Genomic DNA, 23,277 nt, shown 5'->3' on the forward strand with positions numbered 1-23,277 from the left:
GGCCTCCCGGCGGCTCCGCCGCGAGGTGCGGGTGCGGGGCGGGGGACGTCGGGTTGCCTATCCTGGGGGTTTCCCACGGCCGTGGGACCCGAAGGAACCGGAGGCACGTCCCTTGACCACGCAGCAGATCCCCGTCGTCGTCCTGGCCGGGTTCCTCGGGGCCGGGAAGACCACGCTCCTCAACCACCTGCTGCGCAGCGCCCGGGGTACCCGTATCGGTGTCATGGTCAACGACTTCGGTGACATCGGCATCGACGCGATGAGCGTCGCCGGTCAGGTCGGCTCCACCGTCTCCCTGGGCAACGGCTGCCTCTGCTGCGCCGTCGACGCGAGCGAGCTCGACGAGTACCTGGAGGTCCTCACCCGCCCCGAGTCACGGCTCGACGTGATCGTGATCGAGGCGAGCGGCCTCGCCGAGCCGCAGGAGCTGGTCCGCATGGTGCTCGCCAGCGAGAACGAGCGGATCGTGTACGGAGGGCTCGTCCAGGTCGTCGACGCGGCCGAGTTCTCCGCCACGCGGCAGCGGCACCCCGAGACCGACCGGCACCTGCCGATCGCCGACCTCGTGGTGGTGAACAAGTCCGACCGGGTCACCGGGGACGAGCTGCGCGCCGTCCACGAGACGGTGGGCGGCCTGGCCGGGAAGGCCGTCGTGGTCGACGCCACGCACGGACGGATCGACCCCGAGCTGCTCTTCGACCGGGTGGTCCCCGAGGGGGAGATCGCCGGGCAGATGTCCATCGAGGACATCCTGTACGGAGACGGCGGCGAGGACGGGGACGGCGGGGGCGGCTCGCGTGGCGCGCACGCCCACCCCCACGCGACCTACGAGACCGTCTCGCTGACCGCCGCGACCCCGCTCCACCCGCGTCGCCTGATGGCCTTCCTCGACGCCAGGCCCGACGGCCTCTACCGGATCAAGGGCTTCGTCGACTTCGGCGCCGCGGACCCGGACAACCGCTACACCGTGCACGCCGTCGGCCGCTTCCTGCGCTTCTACCCCGAGCGCTGGCCCGAGGGCGAGGAGCGGCTCAGCCAGCTCGTCCTGATCGGTTCCGGCGTCGACGCGGCCGGGCTGCGCAAGGAGCTGGCGGAGTGCGAGCAGCAGGGCCCGCAGGACGCCCCCGACGAGCCCAGCATGTGGGGCGTCCTGCGCTACGTACAGCGGACGGAGGAGGAGGAACCCGCCTGACCGGTCCCCCGCGTGCCGACCCGCCGGGTGCGGCGCGCGAAGGTCAGACGGCCTCCGCGAGTTCCTCGGCGTCGACGTCGACGCCGACCTCTGGCGCCCCGGATCCAGCCGACGACGTCCGGCAGGTCGTGGCTGAAACGGGTCTCGGCGAGCCGCCGTACAGCTCGCCGAAGACTCCGCACCAGTATCAGCGGGCGAGCTTGCGCTGGGCCCCGGCGCTCTGCCCGTCCGGTGGTCCCGGGAGTCGGGGCCCCGTCCGGCAGGCGCGCCGCCGGACGGGGCCCCGTCCTGTTCCCGTCGGTCCGGCCGGTCAGGTCGTCGGGCTGGCCACCACGTCCACCGGGTGGGGGAGCGGGGTGCCCGAGCCGTCGCGGCGGGGGTCGATCTCCGGGAGGGACACCGGGGCGCCGGTCTTCTGCGCGGCGCGGGCCGGGGTCGTACCCGCCCAGGCCAGGATCAGGACGTCCTCGCCCTTCAGGAAGCGCTGGCAGCGGACGCCGCCGGTCGCGCGGCCCTTGCGCGGGTACTGGTCGAAGGGGGTCAGCTTCGCCGACGTGGCCGCCGTGGAGTCCAGGGTGCCCGTGGAGCCCGCGACGGTGAAGACGACGGCGTCCGCCGCCGGGTCGACCGCCGTGAACGACAGCACCTCGGCGCCCGCCGTGAGCTTGACGCCCGCCATACCGCCCGCCGGCCGGCCCTGGGGCCGTACCTGCGCGGCCGGGTAGCGCAGGAGCTGGGCGTCGGAGGTGATGAAGACCAGGTCCTCCTCGCCCGTCCGCAGCTCCGTCCCGCCGACGATCCGGTCGCCCTCCTTGAGGGTGATGACCTCCAGCTCGTCCTTGTTCGCCGGGTAGTCCGGGACCACGCGCTTCACCACGCCCTGGAGCGTGCCGAGGGCGAGCCCCGGCGAGGCCTCGTCGAGCGTGGTCAGGCAGACCACCGTCTCGTCCGCCTCCAGGGAGAGGAACTCGGACAGCTGCGCGCCGCCCGCCAGGTTGGGCGCGCTGGCGGTGTCGGGCAGCTGTGGCAGGTCGATCACCGCGAGGCGCAGCAGACGTCCGGTCGAGGTCACCGCCCCGATGTCGCCGCGCTGGGTGGCCGCCACCGCCGACACGATCACGTCGTGCTTGGTCCGTGCCGCGTCCGGGTCGACGGCGGGCAGTTCCGCCGTGGCCGTGCGGGCCAGCAGGCCGGTGGAGGAGAGCAGCACCCGGCACGGGTCGTCCGCGACCTCCAGGGAGACGGCGGCCACGGGCGCGCCCGCCGATTCGAGCAGGACCGTACGCCGGTCCGTGGCGAACTTCTTGGCGACCGCGGCCAGTTCCGCCGAGACCAGCTTGCGGAGCTCCGCGTCGGAGTCGAGGATCCCGGTCAGCTCGTCGATCTCGCCGTTGAGCCGGTCGCGCTCGCTCTCCAGTTCAAGGCGGTCGAACTTGGTGAGGCGGCGCAGCGGGGTGTCCAGGATGTACTGCGTCTGGATCTCGCTCAGCGAGAAGCGCTCGATCAGGCGCTCCTTGGCCTGGGCCGAGTTCTCGCTCTCCCGGATGATCCGGATGACCTCGTCGATGTCGAGCAGCGCGACGAGCAGGCCGTCCACCAGGTGGAGCCGGTCCCGCTTCTTGGTGCGGCGGAACTCGGAGCGGCGCCGGACGACCTCGAAGCGGTGGTCGAGGTAGACCTCCAGGAGCTCCTTGAGGCCGAGCGTGAGCGGCTGGCCGTCGACGAGCGCGACGTTGTTGATGCCGAAGGACTCCTCCATCGGCGTCAGCTTGTAGAGCTGCTCCAGGACCGCCTCGGGCACGAAGCCGTTCTTGATCTCGATGACCAGGCGGAGCCCGTGGCTGCGGTCGGTGAGGTCCTTGACGTCCGCGATGCCCTGGAGCTTCTTGGAACCGACGAGGTCCTTGATCTTGGAGATGACCTTCTCGGGGCCGACCGTGAACGGCAGCTCGGTGACGACGATGCCCTTGCGGCGGGCCGTCACCGTCTCCACGCTCGTCGTGGCGCGGATCTTGAAGGAGCCGCGGCCCGACTCGTACGCGTCCTTGATGCCGGTCAGGCCGACGATCCGGCCGCCGGTCGGCAGGTCGGGGCCGGGCACGAAGCGCATCAGCGTCTCGAGGTCGGCGCCGGGGTGGCGGATCAGGTGGCGGGCGGCCGCGATGACCTCGCCGAGGTTGTGCGGGGGCATGTTGGTCGCCATACCGACCGCGATGCCCGACGCGCCGTTGACCAGCAGGTTCGGGTAGGCGGCGGGCAGGGCCACCGGCTCCCGCTCCTGGCCGTCGTAGTTCGGCGTGAAGTCGACCGTGTCCTCGTCGATGGAGTCGGTCATCAGCAGGGCGGCCGGGGCCATCCGCGACTCGGTGTACCGCATCGCGGCCGGCGGGTCGTCGTTGCCGAGGGAACCGAAGTTGCCGTGGCCGTCGACGAGGGGGAGGCGCATGGAGAAGGGCTGCGCCATGCGGACCATCGCGTCGTAGATCGACGCGTCGCCGTGCGGGTGGAGCTTGCCCATCACCTCGCCGACGACGCGGGCGCACTTGACGAAGCCGCGGTCGGGGCGGAGCCCCATCTCGCCCATCTGGTAGACGATGCGGCGCTGGACGGGCTTCATGCCGTCGCGGGCGTCCGGCAGGGCGCGCGAGTAGATCACCGAGTACGCGTACTCGAGGAAGGAGCCCTGCATCTCGTCGACGACGTCGATGTCGAGGATTCGCTCCTCGAACGCGTCGTCCGGCGGCGGTGTCTTCGTGCTGCGGCGGGCCATCGCGGCTGCGGCTCCTTCACCAACATGGTTGATCTGACGCGGACCATTGTGGACCGTGCCACCGACAACGCCGACCGCGACCCGGACGAGGGACATCTCCAGGGGGCGGGAACTTCGCCAGGTGTCGGCGCGCTTGCATACAGTGGCAGGACTTTTTCACATCGCGATCGAAGGGACGTACATGCCCATGGGTCACACGGCCACGGCCGAGGCCGGCTCCGGCGGCCTGACAGCGACCGAGCACCGGTTGGCGAACGGCCTGCGTGTGGTGCTCTCGGAGGACCACCTGACCCCGGTCGCCGCGGTCTGCCTCTGGTACGACGTCGGCTCGCGGCACGAGGTCCCGGGCCGCACGGGCCTCGCCCACCTCTTCGAGCACCTGATGTTCCAGGGCTCGAAGCAGGTCCACGGGAACGGGCACTTCGAGCTGGTGCAGGGCGCGGGAGGCTCGCTCAACGGCACGACGAGCTTCGAGCGCACCAACTACTTCGAGACCATGCCCACGCACCAGCTGGAGCTCGCGCTCTGGCTGGAGGCCGACCGCATGGGCTCGCTGCTCGCCGCCCTGGACGACGAGTCCATGGAGAACCAGCGGGACGTCGTCAAGAACGAGCGCCGCCAGCGCTACGACAACGTGCCGTACGGCACGGCCTTCGAGAAGCTGACCGCCCTCGCCTACCCGGAGGGCCACCCGTACCACCACACGCCGATCGGCTCCATGGCCGACCTGGACGCGGCCACCCTGGAGGACGCGCGGAACTTCTTCCGCACGTACTACGCCCCGAACAACGCGGTGCTGTCCGTCGTCGGCGACATCGACCCGGAGCAGACGCTCGCCTGGGTCGAGAAGTACTTCGGATCCATCCCCGGCCACGACGGCAAGCCCGCACCGCGCTCCGGAGAGCTGCCCGAGGTGATCGGCGAGGAGCTGCGCGAGGTCGTCGAGGAGGAGGTCCCGGCCCGCGCGCTGATGGCCGCCTACCGGCTGCCGCACGACGGCACGCGTGCCTGCGACGCCGCCGACCTGGCCCTGACCGTCCTCGGCGGCGGCGAGTCCTCCCGGCTCCACAACCGGCTGGTCCGCCGCGACCGCACGGCCGTCGCCGCCGGCTTCGGCCTGCTGCGGCTCTCCGGCGCGCCCTCGCTCGGCTGGCTGGACGTCAAGACGTCCGGAGGCGTCGAGGTCCCGCAGATCGAGGCGGCCGTCGACGAGGAGCTCGCCCGGTTCGCCGCCGAGGGCCCCACGGACGAGGAGATGGAGCGGGCGCAGGCCCAGTTGGAGCGCGAGTGGCTCGACCGGCTCGGCACCGTCGCCGGCCGCGCCGACGAACTGTGCCGGTACGCCGTGCTGTTCGGCGACCCGCAGCTCGCCCTCACCGCCGTCGACCGGGTCCTGGCCGTCACCGCCGAGGAGGTGCGGGCGGCCGCCGCGGCCGCGCTGCGCCCCGACAACCGCGCGGTCCTGGTCTACGAGCCCCTGGCGACCGAGCAGGGCGACAACGGCGACGACGACGAAGAGGGAGCGGACCAGTGACCGACGCTGCCGCGTCTTTGACGAGCATGGACTTCCACCCGCAGCCGGAGCCGGGTGCCGCCCGGCCGTGGGCCTTCCCGGCCCCCGACCGCGGAGCCCTGGACAACGGCCTGACGCTGCTGACCAGCCACCGGCCCGGCCAGCAGGTCGTGGCCGTGGAGATCTTCCTGCCGGCCCCGCTGGACGCCGAGCCCGCCGGTCTCGACGGGGTCGCCACCATCATGGCCCGCGCGCTCTCCGAGGGCACGGACCAGCGCAGCGCCGAGGAGTTCGCGGCCGAGCTGGAGCGCTGCGGCGCCACGCTCGACGCGCACGCCGACCACCCGGGCGTACGGGTCTCCCTGGAGGTTCCCGTCTCCCGGCTGCCCAAGGCGCTCGGGCTGCTCTCCGAGGCCCTGATCGCGCCGGCGTTCCTCGAGACCGAGATCGAGCGCCTGGTCCGCAACCGTCTGGACGAGATCCCGCACGAGACGGCCAACCCGGGCCGCCGCGCCGCGAAGCAGCTCTCCAAGGAGCTGTTCCCGGCCGAGTCCCGGATGTCCCGGCCGCGCCAGGGCACCGAGGAGACCGTCGCGGCGATCGACGCCGCCTCGGTCCGGGCCTTCTTCGAGGCGTACGTCCGGCCCGCCACGGCCACCGCCGTGGTCGTCGGCGACCTGACCGGCGTCGACCTGGACAAGGTCCTCGCGGAGACGCTGGGCGCCTGGACGGGCGAGCCGGGCGAGCCGCTCCCCATGCCGCCGATCACCGCCGACGACACCGGACGGGTCGTCATCGTGGACCGTCCCGGCGCCGTCCAGACCCAGTTGCTGATCGGCCGGATCGGCTCGGACCGGCACGCCTCGGTCTGGCCGGCCCAGGTCCTGGGGACGTACTGCCTGGGCGGCACCCTCACCTCGCGGCTCGACCGGGTGCTGCGCGAGGAGAAGGGCTACACGTACGGCGTGCGGGCGTTCGGGCAGGTGCTCCGCTCCGACGCCGGGGGGAACGGCGCCTCGATGCTCGCCATCAGCGGTTCCATCGACACCCCCAACACCGGTCCGGCCCTCGACGACCTGTGGAAGGTGCTGCGGACCCTCGCCGCGGAGGGCCTCACGGACGCCGAGCGCGAGACGGCCGTGCAGAACCTGGTGGGCGTCGCGCCGCTCAAGTACGAGACGGCGGCCTCCGTCGCCGGGACGCTCGCCGACCAGGTCGAGCAGCACCTCCCGGACGACTACCAGGCCCGGTTGTACGCGCGCCTGGCCGAGACCGGCACGGTCGAGGCGACCGCGGCCGTGGTCAGCGCGTTCCCGGTGGACCGGCTCGTCACCGTGCTCGTGGGCGACGCGGCGCAGATCGCGGAGCCGGTGCGGGCGCTCGGCATCGGTGAAGTGACCGTCGTGACGGGCTGATTCCGCCCTCTGCCACGACAACGGAGGACCCCGACGGCATAGTTCGTCGGGGTCCTCCCCTTTGTCCGTATTGGGGGTGACGGTGATCGTTTGCCCTGTGGCATGTCTTACAAAAAGCCGGTCTGGTTGGTGAATGGATGACGATCCGCATAGCGTCGGGCCGTCTGTTCGTCAGTTGCACGTGCCGCAGCCGCGGCATCGGACAGACATCGCCGAGTCCCCGTCAGGCGCGAGCCTGGGGAGCCGGGGACCCACGTCCCTGGGGTGAATCGGGCGCCTTCGTCTCGTGCGGAGGGGCTCGTAGGAGACCTTCCTGCTCCGAACCCGTCAGCTAACCCGGTAGGCGAGAGGGAAGGAAAGGATCAGCCCCTACATGGCGTTCACCCGTGCCACCGGGAAGCATCGTGGTTCGAGCCGGATGGCGCGACGCAGCGTGGGCTTCGCCGGCGCCGCGACGCTGGCCACCACCGGCGTCATCGGAACCCTCGCCTCCCCGGCGCTCGCCGCCGACACGGACAACCGCGGGGTCGAGGACACCGGGCTCACCAAGGTGATCACCGAGGACTCCCTCGTCGACCGGCTCAACGCCCAGGCCGCCGCCCAGGAGCGGGAGGCCTTCGAGGCCGCCGCCAAGGCGAAGGCCCAGGCCGAGGCGGAGCGCAAGGCCGAGGCCCGCGCCAAGGAGCTCCGCGCGGAGAAGGAGCGTGCCGCCCGTGAGGCCGAGCGCCGCCGCCTCGCCTCCTTCCAGCTCCCCGTCGCCGGCACGTACGTCTCCACCGGCTACCAGACCGGCGGCTCCCTCTGGTCCTCCGGCAGCCACTCCGGCATCGACTTCCACGCCGCCTACGGCAGCAGCGTCGTCTCCGTCGGCTCCGGCACCGTCGTCGAGGCCGGCTGGGGCGGCGCGTACGGCAACAACGTCGTCATCCGGATGAACGACGGCACGTTCACCCAGTACGGTCACCTCTCCTCCGTCGGGGTCCACGTCGGCCAGACGGTCGAGCCCGGCCAGCGGATCGGCATCTCCGGCTCCACCGGCAACTCGACCGGCCCGCACCTCCACTTCGAGGCGCGCACGACCGCCGAGTACGGCTCCGACATGAACCCGGTCGCCTACCTCCGGGCGCGCGGCGTCGACGTCTGACCCGAGAAGACCTGGCGCGGCGGGACCGCCGCGCGTCGCAAAAGCCCCGGCTCGTACTGAGCCGGGGCTTTTCGTCGGTCAAAAGGCGGCCATATTCCGCTGGGGCATCGGAAATTCCGGCGGGCTGCAATAGAGTCGCAGATCGGGCGCAGAACAGGCGCCGCTCGAATTGACTCGCGCAGACCCAAGGCGGAGGTCGGACATGCGCATTCCCGCGCACTCGGTATGCACGGCGATCCGGGACGACATCGTCTCCGGCGTCTTCGAGCGGGGCAGCCGGCTGACCGAGGAACAGCTGGCCCGCCGGTACGGGGTGTCCCGCGTCCCGGTCCGGGAGGCCCTGCGCACGCTGGAGTCCGAGGGCTTCGTCGTCACCCGCCGCCACGCGGGCGCGCACGTCGCCGAGCCCACCGACCAGGAGGCGGCCGATCTGCTCGACATGCGGGCGCTGCTCGAACCGCTGGGGGCCGCCCGCGCCGCCCAGCGCCGCACGGAGGCACACCTCAAGGTGTTGCGCGGCCTGGTCAGGCTGGGCCAGGAGCGGGCCAGGCGGGGCCAGGGCGAGGATCTGCGCTCCCTGGGCGGCTGGTTCCACGAGACGCTCGCACAGGCCTCCGGCAGCCCGGCCCTGACGGCGCTGCTGACCCAGCTGCGGCACAAGATCGCCTGGACGTACGCGGTCGAGCAGCCCGCCCATCCGGTGGAGGCCTGGGCCGAGCACGGCGCGATCGTGGACGCCGTGGCGCGCGGCGACGCCGAGCGGGCGCGGTCCCTGACGGCGCTGCACGCGGAGCGCTCGTACCCGCTGCACCGCCTCAAGAGGCCGGAGCGCGGCCGTGTGAGGGTTTCGCAACACGCAGTCAACACGGCGAGTGCCCGGAATTAACGCGCGCACCGTATACAAAGAATTGGAATTCCTGGGGTTTTCGGGTGCGGCGATCCCGTGTCGCCTCCGGCTGCCCGAAAGTCGCCTCGCGCTGCCCGGAACAGGAATAGCGAAAGGCCGCGACCACCGGAATTCCGGCGGGCACGGCCTTTCGTCGTACGGGGTGGGACGACCCGGATCAGACGGTCTCGGGGAGCTCGTTCAGACCCTCGGCGACCAGCTTCGCCAGACGGTCCAGAGCGGCCTCGGCGCCGTCGGCCTCCGAAGCGAGGATGATCTCCTCGCCGCCCTGCGCGCCCAGGCCGAGCACGGCGAGCATGGAGGCGGCGTTGACCGGGGTGCCGTCGGACTTGGCGATCGTCACCGGAACGCCGGAAGCCGTGGCGGCACGGACGAAGATGGACGCGGGGCGGGCGTGCAGGCCCTCGGCCCAGCCGACGTTGACGCGGCGCTCAGCCATGGTGTTGCCCTTCAAGTCTTAAGGGGTTGTCTAGACCAGTCTCTCACGGGATGCTCCGTGCTCGCGCCGACCTTCGGCCCGGATCGGACCGCCTTTCGGCCCTCTCCCACCGCGCACGGCGTTGCCCCTACCTTGCACGGCGCACACCCGCCGCGCGACCGGTGCCACGGTCGTGTCGCGGCCGTAGGCTGACCCCATGCAGAGTGCGTCGGAGCAGTCGGAAGCGGCGGAACCACCGGCACGACCGGCGCGTCCGGGGCCACCGGACCACGACTACCCCGACCACTGGGAAGCGGACGTGGTCCTGCGCGACGGCGGCACCGCGCGCATCAGACCCATCACCGCCGACGACGCCGACCGGCTCGTCAGCTTCTACGAGCAGGTCTCGGACGAGTCGAAGTACTACCGCTTCTTCGCGCCCTACCCGCGCCTCTCGGCCAAGGACGTCCACCGCTTCACCCACCACGACTTCGTGGACCGGGTCGGACTCGCGGCGACCGTCGGCGGCGAGTTCATCGCCACCGTGCGCTACGACCGCATCAACGACCGCGGACTGCCCGCCTCCGCCCCGGCCGACGAGGCCGAGGTCGCCTTCCTCGTCCAGGACGCCCATCAGGGCCGCGGAGTCGCCTCCGCACTGCTCGAACACATCGCGGCGGTCGCACGCGAGCGGGACATCCGGCGCTTCGCCGCGGAGGTCCTCCCCGCCAACACCAAGATGATCAAGGTCTTCACCGACGCGGGCTACACCCAGAAGCGCAGCTTCGAGGACGGCTCCGTACGGCTCCACCTCGACCTCGAACCCACCGACCGCTCCCTCGCCGTCCAGCGCGCCCGGGAGCAGCGGGCCGAGGCCCGCTCCGTGCAGCGCCTCCTCACCCCCCGGTCCGTCGCCGTCGTCGGCGCCGGCCGCGCCCCCGGCGGCGTCGGCCGGACCGTGCTGCGCAACCTCGTCGGGGCCGGCTTCGCCGGACGGGTGTACGCCGTCAACGCCGCGCTCTCCGAGGGCGACGGCGCCACCGAGTTCGACGGCGTCCCCGCCCACCCCTCCGTCGGCGCCATCGGCGAGCCCGTCGACCTCGCGATCGTCGCCGTCCCCGCCGAACGGGTGCCGGAGGCCGTCGCGGACTGCGGCGAGCACGGTGTCCGGGGCCTCGTCGTCCTCTCCGCCGGATACGCCGAGAGCGGGGCCGCCGGCCGCGAGCGCCAGCGGCAGCTCGTCCGGCAGGCCCGCTCGTACGGCATGCGGATCATCGGGCCCAACGCCTTCGGCATCATCAACACCTCCGCCGACGTGCGGCTCAACGCCTCCCTCGCCCCGCAGATGCCCGCCGCCGGGCGGATCGGACTCTTCACCCAGTCCGGCGCCATCGGCATCGCCCTCCTCGCCGGACTCCACCGGCGGGGCGCCGGCCTCTCCTCCTTCATCTCGGCCGGCAACCGCGCCGACGTCTCCGGCAACGACTTCCTCCAGCACTGGTACGACGACCCCGGGACCGACGTGGTCCTGCTCTACCTGGAGTCGATCGGCAACCCCCGCAAGTTCACCCGGCTCGCCCGCCGCACCGCCGCCGTCAAGCCGGTCGTCGTCGTCAAGGGCGCCCGCCACAGCGGCAGCGCCCCGCCCGGCCACCGGGTGCCGGTCACCCGCATCCCGCACGCCACGGTCTCCGCGCTGCTGCGCCAGGCCGGCGTCATCCGCGTCGACACCGTCACCGAACTCGTCGACGCCGGACTGCTCCTCGCCGCGCAGCCGCTGCCCGCCGGGCCCCGCGTCGCGATCCTCGGCAACTCCGAGTCCCTCGGCCTCCTCACGTACGACGCCTGTCTGACCGAGGGGCTGCGCCCGCTGCGGCCGCTCGACCTCACCACGGCGGCGGAACCGGCCGACTTCCGGGACGCGCTCGCGGCGGCGCTCGCCGACGAGACCTCCGACGCGGTCGTGGTGACCGCGATCCCCTGGGTCGGCGAGAACGGCGCGACCGAGTTCGGCGACGGGGAGGTCCTCGCGGCCGCCCTCCGTGAGGCCGTCGCCTCCGCCGCCGTCCCGACGAAGCCGGTCGTCGTCGTCCACGTCGAGATGGGCGGCCTCGCCGAGGCCCTCGCGGTCGCCACGAGCACCCGCCCGGCGGCGCCGGGGCGGAGCGCCGCCACCACCACCTCGGGCTCCCGGCTGGCCGGGGCCCCGGCCGAGGCCGGTCCCACCGCGCCGGAGCTCGGCCGGGACGGGTCCGGTCCCGGCCCCGCCGCGTCCGGTCCCGGTCCGGTGGCGTCCGGCCCGAGCCCGGCGGTCCCTGGTCCGGCGCCGTTGGCGTCCGGCCCTGGCCCGGTGGCGTCCGGTCCCGGCCCCGCCGCGTCCGGTCCGGCGGCGTCCGGCCCTGGCCCGGTGGGCTCCGGTCCGGCCCAGGTGGCGGACGGCGCCACCCCTCCTGCCGAGTCCGCTCCGTCCGCCCCGCCCGCCGCCATCCCCTCCTACCCCGCCGCCGAGCGGGCCGTGCGGGCGCTGGCCGAGGCCGTGCGGTACGGGCAGTGGCGGCGGCAGGCCGCCGATCCCGGCCGGGTGCCCGAATTCGAGGACATCGACGAGGCCGGGGCCGCCGTCCTCATCGAGCGGGTCCTCGGCGCCGCCGAAGCCGACCCCCGGGGCGTGACCCTCGGCACCGAGCAGGCGGGGGAACTGCTCGGGCGGTACGGCATCACCGTCCTGCCGACCCTGCCCGCCTCCGGTCCCGACGCGGCCGTCGCGGCCGCCGGCCGGCTCGGCTACCCCGTCGCCCTCAAGACGACCGCTCCCCACCTCCGCCACCGCCCCGACCTCGGCGGCGTCCGCCTGGACCTGGCGACCGAGGAACAGCTCCGTACGGCCTACGCCGAGCTGACCGAGGTCCTCGGCAAGCCCGAGGAGCTCCAGCCCGTCGTCCAGGCGATGGTGCCCCGGGGCGTCGACACCGTCGTCCGCTCGGCCATCGACCCGGCCGTCGGCGCCGTCCTCTCCTTCGGGCTCGCGGGCGCCGCCTCCGAGCTGCTCGGCGACACGGCCCACCGGCTGGTCCCCGCGACCGACCGGGACGTCTCCGAACTCGTCCGCTCGCTCCGCACCGCCCCGCTGCTCTTCGGCTGGCGCGGCTCCGCCCCCGTCGACACCCCGGCCCTCGAAGAGGTGCTGCTCCGGGTCTCCCGGCTCGTCGACGACCACCCCGAGGTGGTCGCCGTCTCCCTGGAACCGGTGGTGGTGGCGCCGCGCGGGCTCTCCGTCCTCGGCGCCACCGTCCGGCTGGCCCCTCCGGCGCCCCGCACCGACCTCGGCCCCCGCAGCCTGCCGAGCTACTGAGCGGCCCGCGCGGCCTGCCGAGCCACCGAAGAGGCCCGGGCCGGGTCCGGCGGGCTCCTCCCCGTCCGGATCGAGTCAGATGTCACAGCCCCGGCCGTCGCGAACCGCCCGGCCGGGTTCACAATCGGCCAAGCCGTCCTTACATACGGATTAGGATGGAGTCCATGGCGAAGACCGGTACGACGACCCAGGGGCTGCGCGCGGCGATCGAGCGCAGCGGCTACTACCCGGCCCTCGTGGCCGAGGCGGTGGAGGCCGCCGTGGGCGGTGAGGCCGTCGCGTCGTACGTGGTCCACCAGGAGACCACCTTCGACGCGAACGAGGTCCGGCGGCACGTGACCGTCCTTGTCCTGACGCCGCACCGCTTCATCGTCAGCCACACCGACGAGCAGGCCGCCGACACCAGCTCGCCGACCCCGTACGCCACGACGTCCACCGAGTCCGTGAAGCTCGACCGGATCTCGTCGGTCGTCGTCAGCCGCGTGGTCGCCAACCCGGAGTCGTACACGCCGGGCACGCTGCCCCGCGAGGTGGTCCTCACCATCGGCTGGGGCGCCGTCTCCCGCATCGACCTGGAGCCCGCCGCCTGCGGCGACGCCAACTGCGACGCCGACCACGGCTACACGGGCAACGCCACCGCCGACGACCTCAGCCTCCGGGTGAGCGAGGCCGGGGACGGCCCGGACACCGTCCGACAGACCCTCGTCTTCGCCCAGGCCCTGTCCGAAGCCATCGCGGCCACCGCCGCGCCCACCCGCTGATGGTCCACCCCACCGCCGTGACCCACGGCTGGCCCGACGATCCGGTCCCGCTCGCTCCCGGGACCGCGCCGGTCCCCGAGTACACCTTCGGCTCCCTCGGTGACGTGCTGCCCACGTTGGTCGCCGGACAGGGCGTGCCCGGGTTCGCGCCGCGGATCGCCGAGCTCTCCCCGGCCGACCGGAACTGCGTCTTCCTGATCGACGGACTCGGCTGGGAGCAGATCAAGGCCCACCCGGACGAGGCCCCGTACCTGACCTCGCTCCTCGGTTCCTCGCGCGGGGGCACCGGCCGCCCGATCACCGCCGGCTTCCCCGCCACCACGGCGACCTCGCTGGCCTCCGTCGGCACCGGCCGCTACCCCGGTACGCACGGACTGCCCGGCTACACCGTGCGCAACCCCGCGACCGGCGAGCTGATGAACCAGCTGCGCTGGAAGCCGTGGACCTCGCCGCGCGTCTGGCAGCCGTACCCCACCGTCTTCCAGCTCGCGCACGAGGCCGGGGTCCACACCGCCCAGGTGTCCTCCCCGATCTTCGAGCAGACCCCGCTCACCAAGGTCGCGCTGAGCGGCGGAACGTTCCACGGCCGGCTCTCCGGCGAGGAGCGGATGGACTTCGCCGCCGAGCAGCTCGCCGCGGGCGACCGCTCGCTGGTCTACACGTACTACAGCGAACTCGACGGCGCCGGACACCGCTTCGGCATCGACTCCGACGCCTGGCGCGGCCAGCTGATGTTCGTCGACCGGCTCGTACAGCGCCTCGCGGAGCAGCTGCCGCCCCGCTCGGCCCTGTACGTCACCGCCGACCACGGCATGGTCGACATCCCCTTCGACGAGCAGCACCGCATCGACTTCGACGAGGACTGGGAGCTGCGCGCGGGCGTCGCCCTCCTCGGAGGCGAGGGGCGCGCCCGGCACGTCTACGCCGTGCCCGGTGCCGCGACGGACGTCCTCACCTGCTGGCGCGAGGTGATCGGCGAGCAGTTCTGGGTCGCGAGCCGCGACGAGGCCATCTCGCTCGGCTGGTTCGGCGAGGAGATCGACGAGCGCGTCCACGGCCGGATCGGCGACGTCGTCGCCGCGGCCCACGACGACGTCGCCATCACCGCCTCCGTCAACGAGCCCCACGAGTCCGCGATGGTCGGCATGCACGGGTCCATGACCCCCGCGGAGCAGCTCGTCCCGCTGCTCGAAGTGCGCTCCTGACCCTTCCGGACACCCCACCCCCTCCCACGACCCGAAAGGTCCCCGACCCGTCATGCCCGAGCTGGTCTTCTTCTCCGGAACCATGGACTGCGGGAAGAGCACCCTGGCGCTCCAGATCGCTCACAACCGCGACGCGCGGGGGCTGCAGGGCGTGATCTTCACCCGTGACGACCGGGCGGGCGAGGGCAAGCTGTCCTCCCGCCTCGGCCTGGTCACGGAGGCGGTCGAGGCCCCCCGGGACATGGACGTGTACGGGTACCTCGTCGCCCAGCTCTCCCAGGGCGGCAAGGCGGACTACGTGATCGTGGACGAGGCGCAGTTCCTCGACCCGGAGCAGATCGACCAGCTCGCGCGGATCGTCGACGACCTCGGTCTCGACGTCTTCGCCTTCGGCATCACCACCGACTTCCGCACCAAGCTCTTCCCCGGCTCGCAGCGGCTGATCGAACTGGCCGACCGCATCGAGCAGCTCCAGGTCGAGGCGCTCTGCTGGTGCGGGGCCCGCGCCACGCACAACGCCCGTACGGTCGGCGGCGAGATGGTCGTCGAGGGCGAGCAGGTCGTCGTCGGCGACGTGAACCGTCCGGCCGAGGAGATCGGCTACGAGGTGCTCTGCCGCCGTCACCACCGCCGCAGGATGACCTCGGGCTCCGCCCAGGCGGGCGCCCTCTCCCCGGACGTCCTGCCGGTCAACGGCGACTGACCTCCCCGGCCCTTCCGCCGACTTCCCCCGGCCCTTCCACCGGCTTCGCCCGGCCCTTCCCCGACTTCCCCCGGTCCCTCTTCCGGACCGCCCGCGGGCGGGACCGGAGCGGGAGGGGAACGGTATCGGGTGGCTCGACCCTGACGGAGTAGTTCTCTGCAGGAGGAGTCACTGATGAAGCATCCCCCGGACCGGATCGACGTGGCCGAGGGGCTACGCCACATCCTTCAGGAGCTGTCCGCCATCGAGCGGTCGGTCGAGGGAGAGCCGGCGGACCGGCCCGAGCCTCGCACGGAGGCCGAGGAGTCCTGGGAAGGGCCCGAGTTCCGTGTCGAGACCGTGAGCGACAACAGCATGCACACCGTCGTGGACATCAGCGTGCGGCGCGGGCGCGGCGAGCCGTCGCCCGGCCGTGCCGCGCCCGAGGGGGGCGCGCCCGACGAGGACGAGGTCGCGGCGCTGCGCGCCACGGTGCGCGCGCTGCTCGATCTGGCGGACGTCGGGTCCGGGCGGGTCTCCACCACCGTGGTGCTCACCGCGCGGGGGCCCCGGGTGGTGAGTTGCCGACTCGGCGGCGGCGCGACCGTGTTCGCCCGCGAGCCCCGGCCCCGTCCCCGCCCCTGTCCCGGGGCGGGGTGAGCGCCTCCACTCTGCCGCGAAGTGGGTCCCACCCGGGTTGACCAGGCGTTCCCGGGTGCGTTCCCGTGCCCTCCCGCCCAGCGGTATCGGCTCGGGAACGGTCCGGGAACGGGTCGCCGGAAAGTACGTGGTGTCGGGAAGCAGGACCGGAGAAAACCACGCAAAGGGGATAGGCCATGGGACGCAAGTCGACCGGACTCGTCGGGATCGTCGCCGCCGCCCTCGCCTTCGGTATCGGGGCCACGGTCGAGGCGGGGAACTCGCAGAGCCAGCCGGTCGGGGTGCACGTCCAGGCCGAGGACCAGGGTCCGACGGTGATCGGTAAGGGTGGGGTCGTCCGGGCCGGTGTGACCGAGGATCAGGGTCCGACCGTGATCGGCAAGGGTGGGGTCGTCCGGGCCGGTGTGACCGAGGATCAGGGTCCGACCGTGATCGGCAAGGGCGGGGTCGTCCGGGCCGTCGTCACCGACGACCAGGGTCCGACGGTCATCGGTAAGGGTGGGGTCGTCCGGGCCGGTGTGACCGAGGATCAGGGTCCGACCGTGATCGGCAAGGGCGGGGTCGTCCGGATCGCCGCCACCGACGACCAGGGTCCGACCGTGATCGGGACGAACGGGGTCGCCACCGACGACCAGGGCCCGACCGTCATCGGCGGGAACGGCGTCGTCCCGGCCGCCGCCACCGACGACCAGGGTCCCACCGCCCCCGGGGCCGGCTCGGGCTCCGCCGGTGGCCCGGCTCTCCTCGCCGTCTGATTCCCACCACGTGACACGTCACCGTGCCCCGCACAGGTCCTCCCGGACCGGTGCGGGGCACCGGTCCGTCCGGCGCCCGCCGCACCACCGGGCGGGCGCGCGGGAGTCAGGTGCGTCGGCGCTCCGCCGGGACGCCCATCTCGCCGAACAGGTCCTCGGCGGAGCGCTCGTTGCGGGTCGCCTCCTCCACGAGGCCGAGGGCGGCCTGGGCGCGGGCCATGCCGGACAGGGCGTAGGCCATCTCGATGCGGAAGTCGAGCGAGTGCGCCACCTCGTAAGCGCGCTCGTGCAGGCCGAGGGCGGCCGCGTACTCCTTGCGCTTGTACAAGTAGCGGCCGACGGTGTTCTCGACCTTGGCCCGGCGGAGTGGAGAAACGTTTGGCCCGATCGTTTCGATGGCGCTGTCCGCGTACCGCACGGCCTGCTCGTCGCCGCCGAGGCGCTGGGTGACCTCCGCGAGGAGGGCCATGGCCAGCGCCACCTGCCCCGGGTCGCTGTTCTCCGTACACAGCTCACGGGCCCGCGCGAGACACGAGCCGGCGGCCTCGTTGTCGCCGAGGCAGGCGTGGGCGAAGGCCAGGTCCGTGAAGGCGACCAACTTGTTCTCGTGCTGGCCCAGTTCGTCGCAGAGCGCGATCGCCCGACGCGCCGCCGACGCCGCCTCCTCGTGCCGGCCCCACTGCTCGTACAGGGTGCTGAGCAGGGTGAGGCTCTCCGCCTCGGCCCGGCTCGCGCCCAGCTGTCTTTGGTGCGCGATCGACTTCTCCAGGTGGGAGAGCGCCTGCGGGAACCGGCCGAGCAGACTGTTGAGCTGCCCGAGGGCGCTCTCGCTGTGGGCCAGCGTCTGGATGTCGCCGAGGCGTTCGGCGACGTCACGGCCCTCCGTGGCGACCTCGATGCCCTCGGCGAACCGGCCCAGCTTCCAGCAGGCGACGCCCAGGTTGGAGAGGCTGATGCCGAGCAGCGGCAGTTCGCCGAGCCGGCGCGCGGCGGCCACCGCCAGGAGGCCCATCGAGCGGAACTCCTCCAACTGGCCGCGCGCGCTGAGCTGGAAGGCCAGATTGCGCGAGAGGAACACGGTGTGGCGGTCGTGTCCGTTCCGGTCGGCCAGGCAGACCGCCCCCAGCAGGGAGCCCTGTTCCCGCGCGAACCACCGCTCGGCCTGCCCGCTGTCCGCGAGCCGCGGGATCCGGCTGACCCACGCGTCCGCCTCCTCGACCTCAGCCACCCCGGTGGGGATGCGGCGCCGGCCCGGGAACATCACCAGGCACGCCGACTCCGTCGACGCCAGGTAGTAGTCGAGCAGCCTGCGCGTCGAAGCGGAGTCGTCGTCCTCCGTCGCGGCCGACCTCAGGCTCTGGGCGAAGCTCCGCACCAGGTCGTGGAAGGTGTACAGACCGATGTCCGGCTGCTGCAACAGGTGGACGTCCAGCAGCAGTTCGAGGATGTCCTCGGCCTCGGTCGGGTCGGTCTCCAGGAGGGCGGCGGCCGCGTAGACGTCGAGGTCGCCGCGGGGGTGCAGCGCCAGGCTGCGGAACGCGGTCCGGCACTCCTGGGGCAGGGCCTGGTACGACAGGCGCAGGGTCGCGGCGACGCTGCGCTGCCCCGAGCTGAGCTCGTCCAGCCTGCGGGTCTCGTCGCGGAGCCGGTCGGCCAGGTAACGCAGCGTCCAGCGGGGCCGGTTGCGCAGCCGGGCGGTGGCGATCCGCAGCGCCAGGGGCAGATGGCCGCAGAGCCGGGCCAGCTCGGCCGCCGCCTCCGGCTCCGCCGCGTACCGCTGTTCGCCCAGGGTCTCCGCGATCAGCGCCGCGCACTCCGGCGGCGACATCACGTCGATCGAGATCCACTGCGCCGAGTCGAGGTCCAGCAGCCGGGCCCTGCTGGTGATCAGCACCAGGCAGCCGGGCGAGGTCGGCAGGAGCGGCCTGATGTCGTCCGCCTCGACCGCGTTGTCGAGGAGGAGCAGCAGGCGCTTCCCCAGGACGGTCGCCCGCCACAGCGCCGTACGCCCCGGGACGTCCTCCGGGATGCGCGCGCCCGGCACGCCCATGGCCCGTAAGAGACTGTCGAGCGCCTCGCCGGCGGCCACCGGCTGCTCGCCCGGTGTGTAGCCGCGCAGGTCGATGTAGAGCTGTCCGTCGGGGAACTCGCCCGCCAGGGTGTGCGCCGCGTGCACCGCGAGGGAGGTCTTGCCGCTGCCGCCCATGCCGTCCAGGGCCACGATCCGGGAATGACGCGCGTAGTCCCGTCCCGCCGAGTCGAGCAGCTCCTGCAGTTCGTCCTCGCGGCCGGTGAAGTCCGTCAGGTCGTACGGCAGGGTGCACGGGGCCTCGGCGGCCACGACGACCGGGGCGGGCGGCGGTGCCGCGACCGGCGGGGGGAGGGGAGTGGCCAGTTCCGGGCTGTCGCGCAGGATGCCCTCGTACACCTTGGTGAGGCGGGGGCCCGGGTCCACGCCGAGCTCCTCCACGAGGAGTTCGCGCACCCGGCCGTACTCCTCCAGCGCCTCCGCCTGCCGTCCGGAGCGGTACAGGGCGAGCATCAACTGGGCGCGCAGCGACTCGTGCAAGGGGTGCGCCTGCACCAGGTCCCGCAGGTCCACGACGAGTTCGGCGGTCTCGCCGAGGCCGAGGCGCAGCTCGAAGAGGTGCTCGGCGGCGGCGAGCCGGCGCTCCTCGAACGCGGCGGCCACCGCCTCGATCACCGGGCCGCCCGCTCCCGACAGGATCGGGCCGCGCCACAGGCCGAGCGCCCGGCGGAGCGCCTCCACCGCGTCGGCCGTACGCCCCTCGCCGGGCGCGTCCCTGGCCTCGCGCACCAGGGTGCCGAACTCGGTGAGGTCCAACTGCCCGGGGCCCAGGACCACCCGGTAGCCGGGGCCGTCGGTGACGATGACCGCGCTGCCGTCGGGGATGCGCCGCCGGAGGTCGGCGACCGCCTTGCGGACCTGGTGGGAGGCGGTGGCGGGCGGGTCCTCGGCCCAGGCCGACTCCACGAGGCGGCCGATCGTCAGGACCCGTCCGGGCTCCAGGAGCAGAGTGCCGAGGACGCGTTCCTGGATCAGTCCTCCCAGCCGCAGCCGGGAGCCGTCGGCCCAGCCCTCAAGGGGGCCCAGCACGTTGAAACGCAGCGATCGCCCTTCGGCAGCGGTCATCGCCGTGAGCACCCCCCCAGGTCACCTGTCCACGCCCCACCCGCCGGTGCATGCGGATCCTAGCCCGTTCCCGTGACCCTCGGGAACGAGGCGGTACGGGATCGGTAAGCCCCGCCGCCACCTTGGGAACCACGAGGCCGACTTCCTCGCGGCCCTCGACAGTGAGGACCCCCATGCAGCAAGGAGACTGGTCATGACCGAGGCATCTCCGGACGGGCTCGCCGAACAGCTGAGGTCCGCGCGGCAGTGGGCCGGCATCACCCAGGAACAGCTGGCCGGCCTCTCGACCGTCAGCGTGCGGGCCATCCGCGACCTGGAGCAGGGGAGGGTGCGGCACCCGCGCCGGGAGACGCTCCGGCTGCTCGCCGGCGCCATGCGGCTGAGCGACGCCCGCCGCGCCGCACTGGAGCTGGCCGTCGAGGGAGCGGAGGCCGGCACGGTGATGCGCGAGACGTACGGCGCGGAGCTGGCGCCGCCGCCGCAGCCGCTGCGCAGGCTGGTCGGCCGCACCGAGGAACTGCGGTCCCTGACCGGACTGCTCGCCACCGAGCACGAGCGGCTGCTCAGCGTCGTGGGCCTGGCCGGCGTCGGCAAGACCCGACTGGCCCAGGAGGCCGCGCTGCTGCTGCACGGCCGCGACCGGACGCCGGTCCTCTGGGTCGACATGAACGAGGCCGCGCCGCCGCAGGCGTCCGGGCCCGCCGCGTCCCGCAGCCCGCGGTCCGCCCTGACGGGCTGGGCCCGCTCCCTCGCCCTCGGCGGCCGGGGCCTGGACGAACTCGCCTCCGTCATACGCGGCCGGGCCACCCTCCTCGTCCTCGACGGCCACGACGCCGCCCCCCACATCGCACCCCCGCTCCTGGAACTGCTGCACGCCTGCGAACGCCTCAAGGTGCTGATCACCACGCGGGAGCCGCACCGCACCCCGGGCAACCGGATGCTGCCGCTCGGCCCGCTGCCCGTACCCGAGCCGGAGCCGTCGGACGGCACGGGAACGCCACTGCCGGGGGAGTCCCTGACCGCCGGGCAGCCCGCCGTCGAGTTGATGCTGTCGTACGTCGGTCACATGCGCCCCGACCTGATGCCCGGCGACTCCCTCGTGCGCACGGTGGCGTGCCTGAGCCGGGCCCTCGACGGCGTGCCCCGGGCGATGGAGGCGGCCGCCTCCTGGCTGCTGCTGCGCTCACCCGCCGAGCTGCTGAGGATCGCCCGGGACACCCCGCTGGACGTCGTGGACGACGTGACCGCGGGCGACACGGGCGGCGAGGGGTTCGCCGCGCTCCTCGCGGCGGCCGTGCGCCGCCTCGACGACGCTCCGGCGGCGCTCCTCGGCGACCTGAGCATGCTCCCCGACGGCTGGAGCGCCGACCAGGCCGCCGCCGGACTGTCCAGAACCCCGGCCGCCGTGGTCCGTGACGTGCACGCGCTGATGCTGCGCGGGCTCGTGCGACGGCTGCCCGGCGAGGAGGACGGCGCCCCGCGCTTCGGGGTGCTCAACCTGGTGCGGCAGCACGCCGCCGAACGCTCCGCCTCGCTCGTCCCCGCCTCGGCCCTCGTCTCCTGACCCCACCCCACCCACCCCGCTCTCCCGATCCTTCGCAGAAAGGCCCGTCCGCCATGCGCAACCTGATCTCGCTCGCCGACCTCACGCCCGAGCAGCTCGCCCGCATCGTCGCCCGCGCCGTCGAGTTCGGCGCCGGCGCCGAAGCCAGGCCGCTGGCGGGACGCCAGGTCGGCATCTACTTCCGCAAGTCGTCCACCCGGACCCGTACCTCCTTCTGGAGCGGGGCCACCCGGCTGGGCGCCGACGTCATCACGTTCGGCCCCGACGAACTCCAGCTCACCACCGGGGAGACGGTGGAGGACACCAGCCGGGTCCTCGGCCAGTACCTCGACGCGCTCGTCGTACGGACCAACGGCGACGTGGAGGAGATGCGCCGCCTCGGCGGCAGCCCCGACCTCGCCGTGGTCAACGCCCTCAGCCTGGACGAGCACCCGACCCAGGCGATCGCCGACCTCGCCACGCTCGCCGAGCGGTTCGGGGAGCTCGCCGGACGCCATGTGCTCGTCGTCGGCGAGGGCAACAGCTCCGGCGCGGCCCTCGCGCTGGCCGGCGCGCTCACGCCCGGACTGCGGATCACCCTGCTGAGCCCCGAGGGGTACGAGGTGCCCAAGAGCACCCTCGACCTCGTCGACGAACTCGGCGGCGAGGGACACCTGGTGAGCCGGATCACCGACCCGGCCGCGGTCGAGGGACCCGTCGACGCGGTCTACACGAGCCGCTGGCAGACGATGGGCGTGCCGAAGGCGGACCCGGACTGGCTGACGGCCTTCGAGGGCTTCGCCGTCGACCGGGAGTTCTTCGAGCGGTACAGCGGACCGGACACCGTCTTCCTGCACGACCTGCCCGCCGTCCGCGGCCAGGAGGTCAGCGACGAGGTCCTCGACGGGGAGCGCAGCCTCGCCTGGCGGCAGGCCCACCACAAGATGACCGCGGCGATGGCGGTCCTGGAGTGGTGCGTGACCGGCCGGGAGTGACGACACGACGGAGGGGCGGCGTCGGCACCGGCTCGTGAGAGCCCGTACCGACGCCGCCCCTCCGCCGTGCCCGCCCTCCGTCAGCCGCCCATCGCGGCGACGACCGAACGGGGACGCAGGTCCGTCCAGTGGGTCTCGACGTACTCGGCGCACTCCTGCTTGCTGCCCTCCTCGCGGACCAGCCGCCAGCCCTCCGGGCGCCGGACCCGGGCGGGCCACAGCGAGTGCTGGCCCTCGTCGTTGGCCAGGACGACGAAACGGCCGTCGGCGTCGTCGAACGGATTGGTTGCCATGGCTTCACCTCTGTGGGGTCCGTGGAACGGGGATCCGGTGCCGCACCGGTGCCACGACGCTACGAGAGCGGGTACGCCGGTTCGGGCAGCCCGGGCGGCAGTTCGGCGGCAGCACCTCGCGCCGCGTCTCCTCACACCAGTACGCGCGACACCTCGTTCGCGCGCGTGACGGCGATGCCGGTGGCGACCGCCGCGGCCCGCACCGAACCGAGCGCCTCGCGCAGCAGTTCCGTACGCAGCCCGGGCTGGTCCGCCAGCTCGGGCCGGTCGGCGTCGATCAGCTGCACCGCCGCCTCCAGCACCGCGAACTTCGCCTCGCCCAGGGGCTCGTGGCGATCGGCATCCGACATGACGTCACGCAGGGCCGCGGCCAGCTCGGCGGCGGGGGCGATCTGGGACATGGGTCCACTCCTCAGGGTCTCCGGGACGCGTGCTCGCGCTGTCCGAACAGGCCGGCGCGGCGGCGGAATCCGACTGTAGGACGGGCCGGGAACACGGCGGCGGCACGTACCGGCAAC

18 protein-coding genes and 1 riboswitch are annotated in these 23,277 nt (G+C 73.3%); of the genes, 13 read left to right on the forward strand and 5 right to left on the reverse strand.

Annotation, left to right across the window (positions count from 1 at the left end; translation table 11 throughout):
* Positions 1 to 112 precede the first annotated feature (112 nt).
* The gene (locus ABT129_RS18600) at positions 113 to 1,192 is read left to right on the forward strand and encodes a CobW family GTP-binding protein (RefSeq protein ID WP_351902125.1); all 1,080 of its coding nucleotides are present in this window, start codon (positions 113 to 115) and stop codon (positions 1,190 to 1,192) included.
* A gap of 310 nt (positions 1,193 to 1,502) precedes the next feature.
* Here ABT129_RS18600 and ABT129_RS18605 read toward each other — a convergent pair whose 3' ends face one another.
* Positions 1,503 to 3,962 (reverse strand): DNA gyrase/topoisomerase IV subunit A, encoded by a 2,460-nt coding sequence (locus ABT129_RS18605; RefSeq protein WP_351902127.1) that lies wholly within the window; start codon positions 3,960 to 3,962, stop codon positions 1,503 to 1,505.
* Positions 3,963 to 4,143: 181 nt separating this feature from the next.
* On the opposite strand from ABT129_RS18605, the gene ABT129_RS18610 reads away from it, so the two are divergent.
* From ABT129_RS18610 to ABT129_RS18625, 4 genes are all read left to right on the forward strand, one after another.
* Positions 4,144 to 5,496, forward strand: coding sequence for a M16 family metallopeptidase (locus tag ABT129_RS18610; RefSeq protein WP_351902129.1), 1,353 nt, complete (start codon positions 4,144 to 4,146; stop codon positions 5,494 to 5,496).
* 26 nt (positions 5,497 to 5,522) lie between these two features.
* Positions 5,523 to 6,890 carry a M16 family metallopeptidase gene (locus ABT129_RS18615; protein ID WP_502981808.1) on the forward strand — a complete coding sequence of 456 codons (1,368 nt, stop codon included), beginning with the start codon at positions 5,523 to 5,525 and terminating at the stop codon, positions 6,888 to 6,890.
* A gap of 200 nt (positions 6,891 to 7,090) precedes the next feature.
* Positions 7,091 to 7,251, forward strand: a riboswitch (cyclic di-AMP (ydaO/yuaA leader).
* Between the two features lie 12 nt (positions 7,252 to 7,263).
* Positions 7,264 to 8,034 carry a M23 family metallopeptidase gene (locus tag ABT129_RS18620; RefSeq protein ID WP_351902133.1) on the forward strand — a complete coding sequence of 257 codons (771 nt, stop codon included), beginning with the start codon at positions 7,264 to 7,266 and terminating at the stop codon, positions 8,032 to 8,034.
* Positions 8,035 to 8,236: 202 nt separating this feature from the next.
* Positions 8,237 to 8,920 carry a GntR family transcriptional regulator gene (locus ABT129_RS18625; RefSeq protein WP_351902135.1) on the forward strand — a complete coding sequence of 228 codons (684 nt, stop codon included), beginning with the start codon at positions 8,237 to 8,239 and terminating at the stop codon, positions 8,918 to 8,920.
* Between the two features lie 178 nt (positions 8,921 to 9,098).
* On the opposite strand, the gene ABT129_RS18630 is transcribed toward ABT129_RS18625, so the two are convergent.
* Positions 9,099 to 9,380 (reverse strand): HPr family phosphocarrier protein, encoded by a 282-nt coding sequence (locus tag ABT129_RS18630; protein WP_351902137.1) that lies wholly within the window; start codon positions 9,378 to 9,380, stop codon positions 9,099 to 9,101.
* Positions 9,381 to 9,576: 196 nt separating this feature from the next.
* Here ABT129_RS18630 and ABT129_RS18635 point away from each other — a divergent pair, with 196 nt between their 5' ends.
* The 6 genes from ABT129_RS18635 to ABT129_RS18660 all read left to right on the forward strand — a co-directional run bounded on the left by ABT129_RS18635 (position 9,577) and on the right by ABT129_RS18660 (position 16,774).
* Positions 9,577 to 12,711: a bifunctional acetate--CoA ligase family protein/GNAT family N-acetyltransferase gene (locus tag ABT129_RS18635; RefSeq protein ID WP_351902139.1), complete on the forward strand. Its 3,135-nt coding sequence runs from the start codon at positions 9,577 to 9,579 to the stop codon at positions 12,709 to 12,711.
* Positions 12,712 to 12,875: 164 nt separating this feature from the next.
* Positions 12,876 to 13,472 carry a DUF5998 family protein gene (locus tag ABT129_RS18640; protein WP_030325407.1) on the forward strand — a complete coding sequence of 199 codons (597 nt, stop codon included), beginning with the start codon at positions 12,876 to 12,878 and terminating at the stop codon, positions 13,470 to 13,472.
* Entirely contained in the window at positions 13,472 to 14,677 is a 1,206-nt protein-coding gene (locus ABT129_RS18645) for an alkaline phosphatase family protein (protein ID WP_351902142.1), read from the forward strand. Before ABT129_RS18640 ends, ABT129_RS18645 begins: the two co-directional genes overlap by 1 nt.
* 52 nt (positions 14,678 to 14,729) lie before the next feature.
* Positions 14,730 to 15,380, forward strand: coding sequence for a thymidine kinase (locus ABT129_RS18650; RefSeq protein ID WP_351902144.1), 651 nt, complete (start codon positions 14,730 to 14,732; stop codon positions 15,378 to 15,380).
* A 174-nt stretch (positions 15,381 to 15,554) separates the two neighbouring features.
* Positions 15,555 to 16,019: an ATP-grasp domain-containing protein gene (locus tag ABT129_RS18655; RefSeq protein ID WP_351902146.1), complete on the forward strand. Its 465-nt coding sequence runs from the start codon at positions 15,555 to 15,557 to the stop codon at positions 16,017 to 16,019.
* Positions 16,020 to 16,195: 176 nt separating this feature from the next.
* Positions 16,196 to 16,774 carry a hypothetical protein gene (locus ABT129_RS18660; protein ID WP_351902148.1) on the forward strand — a complete coding sequence of 193 codons (579 nt, stop codon included), beginning with the start codon at positions 16,196 to 16,198 and terminating at the stop codon, positions 16,772 to 16,774.
* A gap of 106 nt (positions 16,775 to 16,880) precedes the next feature.
* Here the strand turns inward: ABT129_RS18660 and ABT129_RS18665 are convergent, their stop codons facing one another.
* Positions 16,881 to 19,928, reverse strand: coding sequence for an AfsR/SARP family transcriptional regulator (locus ABT129_RS18665; RefSeq protein ID WP_351902150.1), 3,048 nt, complete (start codon positions 19,926 to 19,928; stop codon positions 16,881 to 16,883).
* Between the two features lie 193 nt (positions 19,929 to 20,121).
* On the opposite strand from ABT129_RS18665, the gene ABT129_RS18670 reads away from it, so the two are divergent.
* Together ABT129_RS18670 and ABT129_RS18675 are read left to right on the forward strand one after the other, a co-directional pair.
* The gene (locus ABT129_RS18670) at positions 20,122 to 21,492 is read left to right on the forward strand and encodes a helix-turn-helix domain-containing protein (protein WP_351902152.1); all 1,371 of its coding nucleotides are present in this window, start codon (positions 20,122 to 20,124) and stop codon (positions 21,490 to 21,492) included.
* A 53-nt stretch (positions 21,493 to 21,545) separates the two neighbouring features.
* Positions 21,546 to 22,466 (forward strand): ornithine carbamoyltransferase, encoded by a 921-nt coding sequence (locus tag ABT129_RS18675; RefSeq protein ID WP_351902154.1) that lies wholly within the window; start codon positions 21,546 to 21,548, stop codon positions 22,464 to 22,466.
* Between the two features lie 80 nt (positions 22,467 to 22,546).
* Here the strand turns inward: ABT129_RS18675 and ABT129_RS18680 are convergent, their stop codons facing one another.
* Positions 22,547 to 22,759 (reverse strand): MbtH family protein, encoded by a 213-nt coding sequence (locus tag ABT129_RS18680; RefSeq protein WP_351902156.1) that lies wholly within the window; start codon positions 22,757 to 22,759, stop codon positions 22,547 to 22,549.
* Positions 22,760 to 22,890: 131 nt separating this feature from the next.
* A complete protein-coding gene (locus ABT129_RS18685) occupies positions 22,891 to 23,160 on the reverse strand; it encodes a hypothetical protein (protein ID WP_351902158.1) in 270 nt (89 codons plus the stop codon).
* Positions 23,161 to 23,277: the final 117 nt, after the last annotated feature.

Origin of the sequence: Streptomyces sp. NPDC002057 (genome assembly GCF_040296665.1) — a bacterium.
Lineage (GTDB): Bacteria > Actinomycetota > Actinomycetes > Streptomycetales > Streptomycetaceae > Streptomyces.

Bases quoted from the DNA above. Each gene is read 5' to 3' on its own strand.
- ABT129_RS18605 (WP_351902127.1), bottom strand. From the start codon at position 3,962: ATGGCCCGCCGCAGCACGAAGACACCGCCGCCGGACGACGCGTTCGAG.
- ABT129_RS18610 (WP_351902129.1), top strand. From the start codon at position 4,144: ATGCCCATGGGTCACACGGCCACGGCCGAGGCCGGCTCCGGCGGCCTG.
- ABT129_RS18615 (WP_502981808.1), top strand. From the start codon at position 5,523: ATGGACTTCCACCCGCAGCCGGAGCCGGGTGCCGCCCGGCCGTGGGCC.
- ABT129_RS18620 (WP_351902133.1), top strand. From the start codon at position 7,264: ATGGCGTTCACCCGTGCCACCGGGAAGCATCGTGGTTCGAGCCGGATG.
- ABT129_RS18625 (WP_351902135.1), top strand. From the start codon at position 8,237: ATGCGCATTCCCGCGCACTCGGTATGCACGGCGATCCGGGACGACATC.
- ABT129_RS18630 (WP_351902137.1), bottom strand. From the start codon at position 9,380: ATGGCTGAGCGCCGCGTCAACGTCGGCTGGGCCGAGGGCCTGCACGCC.
- ABT129_RS18635 (WP_351902139.1), top strand. From the start codon at position 9,577: ATGCAGAGTGCGTCGGAGCAGTCGGAAGCGGCGGAACCACCGGCACGA.
- ABT129_RS18640 (WP_030325407.1), top strand. From the start codon at position 12,876: ATGGCGAAGACCGGTACGACGACCCAGGGGCTGCGCGCGGCGATCGAG.
- ABT129_RS18645 (WP_351902142.1), top strand. From the start codon at position 13,472: ATGGTCCACCCCACCGCCGTGACCCACGGCTGGCCCGACGATCCGGTC.
- ABT129_RS18650 (WP_351902144.1), top strand. From the start codon at position 14,730: ATGCCCGAGCTGGTCTTCTTCTCCGGAACCATGGACTGCGGGAAGAGC.
- ABT129_RS18655 (WP_351902146.1), top strand. From the start codon at position 15,555: ATGAAGCATCCCCCGGACCGGATCGACGTGGCCGAGGGGCTACGCCAC.
- ABT129_RS18660 (WP_351902148.1), top strand. From the start codon at position 16,196: ATGGGACGCAAGTCGACCGGACTCGTCGGGATCGTCGCCGCCGCCCTC.
- ABT129_RS18665 (WP_351902150.1), bottom strand. From the start codon at position 19,928: ATGACCGCTGCCGAAGGGCGATCGCTGCGTTTCAACGTGCTGGGCCCC.
- ABT129_RS18670 (WP_351902152.1), top strand. From the start codon at position 20,122: ATGACCGAGGCATCTCCGGACGGGCTCGCCGAACAGCTGAGGTCCGCG.
- ABT129_RS18675 (WP_351902154.1), top strand. From the start codon at position 21,546: ATGCGCAACCTGATCTCGCTCGCCGACCTCACGCCCGAGCAGCTCGCC.
- ABT129_RS18680 (WP_351902156.1), bottom strand. From the start codon at position 22,759: ATGGCAACCAATCCGTTCGACGACGCCGACGGCCGTTTCGTCGTCCTG.
- ABT129_RS18685 (WP_351902158.1), bottom strand. From the start codon at position 23,160: ATGTCCCAGATCGCCCCCGCCGCCGAGCTGGCCGCGGCCCTGCGTGAC.